Raw genomic sequence first — 2445 nt, 5'->3', positions numbered from 1 at the left:
CTGTTAATGGCCAAGTAAAGTGACCCAGTACCGGCCAACGCTTTTGACCCACCCCCGAGGTGGCAGCGCTGCCACCATCCACCTACCGTGTCGGCTCAGCCAAGGGTCGGGACGGAGATGTGAAGGATTGGGGAATGATTCACAAGATCAAAGCGTTACATGATGACGGACAGGGCCTGTCGATCCGCGCCATCGGCCAGGAGCTGGGCCTCTCCCGTAACACCGTGCGCAAGTACCTGCGCCAGGACGTAGCCGCCATCGAGGCGGCGCAGTCGAACCGGGAGCGCGAGAAGAAGCTCGATGCCCATCGCGACTACATCGCCTACCTGCTGCGCACCTTCCCTCGGCTGAGCAGCGTCAAGGTCGCCCGCAAGCTGCGTGAGAAGGTCGGGGAGCTGGCGGTTTCGGAGCGCACCCTGCGCCGTTACGTGCAGCAGGTGAAGAGCACCGTCGCCAGCCGACAGCGGCGCTACTACGAGCCGGTGCTCGACATGGTCCCCGGTGTGCAGTGCCAGGTGGATCCGGGCGAGCTGCGCGAGGTGAAGATCGGCGGCGAGCCGCGAACGCTGTACTTCGTGGTGTTCGTGCTCTCTTACTCGCGTCTGACCTACGTCGGTGTCAGTCTCTCGCCGCTCGACACCCTCACCTTCATCCGCCTGCACGACGAGGCCTTCCGCTACTTCGGCGGCCTGCCCGAGGAGTGCGTTTACGACCAGACCAAGATGGTGGTGATCAGCGAGCAGTTCCGCGAGCTGAAGGTGAACCAGCGCTTTCATGAGTACGCCACTACCGCGGGCTTCCGGATCCATGCCTGCCGTGGCTACGACCCGGAGAGCAAGGGCAAGGTCGAGGCCGGGGTGAAGTACACCAAACAGGACGCTTTCTACGCCGAGACCTTCCGCGACGAGGCCGACCTGCGCCGCCATGTGCAGCAGTGGCTCGATGAGGTCGCCAACGTGCGCACTCACGGCACCACCGGCCGGCAGCCGAGGGTCCACTTCGAGGCCGAGGAGCGGGCGCATCTTGGGCCCTACCTGACGCCGGCCTGTGTGGCGCGAGGCGTCGACGACCTGGCCCCGCGTCAGGTCGACAAGACCGGGCTGATCGCCTGGAAGGCCAACAAGTACTCGGTGCCCATGGCCTACCAGCAGGGGCGTGTAGGCGCCCGGGAAGAGGACGACCGCCTGGCGATTCACGACCTGGAGAGCGGTGACGAGATTGCCACCCATTCGCTGCACCTGGGCACGGGTCGTACGCGGCGCAACGAGAACCACTACCGCGATCACCGCCAGCAGGAGGCGGAGCTTGAGCAGGCCATCGAGCGGTGCCTCGGCGAGCCCTTGGGAGGCCAGCTCTGTGCGCGCCTGCGCGAGAGCATGCCGCGCCACTATAGAGACCAGCTGCGGGGCGCCAGGAAGCTGCTGGAAGGCGAGCCCGAGCTGGACCGGGTACTGATCGGCGACTGGGTCACCCGTGAGCGCCTCACCGCCGGCGGGCTCAAGGAGCGCCTGGCGGCGGCCCGGCTGGCCAAGGCACGCGGGCGGGATTGCGACGCCGATGCCCCGGCGGGCCCCGTCACGCCGCCCCCGGACCTGAGCCAGTACGCCCGACTTGGCCGCTCCAGCGGCCAGCAGGAGGTGACCCATGGGGCAACTTGAGTTGACCGCCGGGCGCTACCGCAGCCTGCGCCTCGGCGCCATCGCCGGGGATCTCACCGTCCTGCTGGCCCAGGCCGAGGCCAACGAGGTCTCCTACCTGGCTTTCGCCGACATGCTGGTCGAGCACGAGCGCCAGACCCGTGAAGCCAAGCGAATCGACCTCTACCGGCGTCAGGCCGGTTTCCCCAGCGACAAGCGGCTGGAGGGGTTCGACTACCGGCACCAGACCACCATTACCAAGCGCCAAGTCAGCGCTCTGCTCGACTTCGCCTTCCTCGACAACCGCGAGAACCTGGTGTTCATCGGCCCGCCGGGCGTGGGCAAGACCCACTTGGCCATCGGCATCGGTCAGAAGGCCATCGAGGTCGGTTACCGGGTGCTGTTCCGCAACGCCCTGGACCTGGTCGAGGAGTTGGAACTCGCCGAGATGAAGGGCGCGCTGAAGAAGACGCTCCACAAGCTTGCCAAGGTCGACGCCCTGGTCATTGACGAGCTGGGGTATTTACCGATGAGCCGGCAGGCGCGCTACGCGCTGTTCCAGCTGATCAACCGGTTCTATGAGCACCGCTCGCTGATCATCACCACCAACAAGGACTTCACCAGCTGGGGGGAGTTCTTCCACGACGACAACGTGGCGGTGCCAATCGTTGACCGGATCATCCACCACTCGCACCTCTACCTGCTCGGCGGGGAGAGCTATCGGCTGAAGCAGAAGGCGCTCAGCTGACGATCACGGGTGGGTCATTTTTGTTGGCCACTGGTGGGTCACTTCTGATGGCCATTGACA

At 65.7% G+C, this 2445-nt stretch carries 2 protein-coding genes; both read left to right on the top strand.

From position 1 onward, the window contains the following. Positions 1-134 precede the first annotated feature (134 nt). The gene (gene istA / locus K7I12_RS17280; RefSeq protein ID WP_231664801.1) at positions 135-1658 is read left to right on the top strand and encodes an IS21 family transposase; all 1524 of its coding nucleotides are present in this window, start codon (positions 135-137) and stop codon (positions 1656-1658) included. Continuing rightward, positions 1645-2385 (top strand): IS21-like element helper ATPase IstB, encoded by a 741-nt coding sequence (gene istB / locus K7I12_RS17275; RefSeq protein WP_231664800.1) that lies wholly within the window; start codon positions 1645-1647, stop codon positions 2383-2385. The genes istA and istB overlap by 14 nt, the downstream gene beginning before the upstream one ends. Positions 2386-2445: the final 60 nt, after the last annotated feature.

Source organism: Halomonas sp. IOP_31, assembly GCF_021151495.1.
Lineage (GTDB): Bacteria > Pseudomonadota > Gammaproteobacteria > Pseudomonadales > Halomonadaceae > Modicisalibacter > Modicisalibacter zincidurans.
Note: the sequence above shows the minus strand (reverse complement) of the source record. Positions and strands in the feature narration are given on the sequence as shown.

Excerpts from the sequence above, each read along its gene's own strand:
- istB (WP_231664800.1), top strand. The coding sequence starts at position 1,645 with ATGGGGCAACTTGAGTTGACCGCCGGGCGCTACCGCAGCCTGCGCCTC.
- istA (WP_231664801.1), top strand. The coding sequence starts at position 135 with ATGATTCACAAGATCAAAGCGTTACATGATGACGGACAGGGCCTGTCG.